Here is a 1,283-nt window from a genome sequence, read left to right on the forward strand (position 1 = left end):
GCTTGTTTACAGCGTTTTATGGGGGGATGAGGCAAGCAAAAGTGAAAGTTTTGGAGAGTCTTCCTCAGCTTGGTGGACAGCTTACAGCCCTTTATCCTGAAAAATTCATTTATGATATTGCTGGCTTTCCAAAAGTAAGGGCACAGGACTTAGTAGATAATTTAAAAGAGCAAATGAAGGTATTTGAATCAACTATATGCCTCGAAGAAGCCGTGGAAATGATTGAAAAACAGATAGATGGAACATTTAAGATCAAAACGAACTACACCGATCACTTCTCAAAAACAATTATCATTACTGCGGGAAACGGAGCTTTTCATCCTCGTAAACTAAAACTGAAAGAAGTTAAACCATTTGAACAGAAGAATGTACATTATTTCGTGAATGACATGAATCAATTTAAAGGTAGAAAAGTAGCGATTTTAGGTGGTGGAGATTCAGCTGTTGATTGGGCCCTCATGTTGGAGTCCGTCGCTGAAAAAGTAACACTGATACATCGAAGAGATAAGTTTCGTGCCCATGAGCATAGTGTAGAACAATTATTGAATTCGACTGTTGAGGTCAAAACACCTTATGTTCCTTCAGAATTAATAGGAACAGAAAAGTTGTCGCAAATTGCTTTAGAACATACAAAAACTCAACAAAAAGAATCAGTGGATATAGATGAGTTAATCGTTAATTACGGCTTTGTTTCTACTCTTGGGCCAATCAAAGAATGGGATGTTGAAATCGAAAAAAATGCGATTAAGGTAAATTCGAAGCAGGAAACAAATATTCCGGGTATTTATGCTGCAGGAGATATTTGTACATATGATGGAAAGGTTAAACTTATTGCATCAGGCTTTGGTGAAGGACCTACAGCTGTCAACAATGCTAAGAACTATATGGATCCTAAAGCAAGAGTTCAGCCGATGCACAGTACTTCTTTATTTAGTTAGCTTTTAGCTAATAACCGATTTCCTCTAAAGATAAGCATCAGAACCGTCCCTGTTCCTTTCGCCAAGTGACCATACTCGGTCACTTCTCCTCTATAGGTGTTGTTCAATTTTTGGAAAGACTTTGAGGGGATATCGAAAGCGTCACGATTCCTTCAGCGGGTAAGGGGAATGATCCAATTGAATAAAGAAGAAGGTTGGAAGCTCAAGCCATTTTATAAAGTACTGGGGATTTGGAATAGAAAGGTTATTAATGGTACTAACAGATAGTGAGACCATTAAAGAATGTACATTATTCCCCTTAACAAAGAAGTTATAGTAACACTAAATTTCCTATTATAAAGGAAT

2 protein-coding genes are annotated in these 1,283 nt (G+C 37.3%); both read left to right on the plus strand.

What is annotated here, in order from left to right; translation table 11 throughout:
• Positions 1-2: 2 nt before the first annotated feature.
• Entirely contained in the window at positions 3-938 is a 936-nt protein-coding gene (locus HP456_RS24095; protein WP_246289413.1) for an NAD(P)/FAD-dependent oxidoreductase, read from the plus strand.
• 235 nt (positions 939-1,173) lie between these two features.
• Positions 1,174-1,254, plus strand: coding sequence for a hypothetical protein (locus tag HP456_RS25725; RefSeq protein WP_312857781.1), 81 nt, complete (start codon positions 1,174-1,176; stop codon positions 1,252-1,254).
• The last annotated feature ends 29 nt before the right edge of the window (positions 1,255-1,283 follow it).

This window comes from Bacillus haikouensis (genome assembly GCF_013179555.1).
In the GTDB taxonomy this organism is placed as follows: Bacteria; Bacillota; Bacilli; order Bacillales; family Bacillaceae_B; genus Rossellomorea; species Rossellomorea haikouensis_A.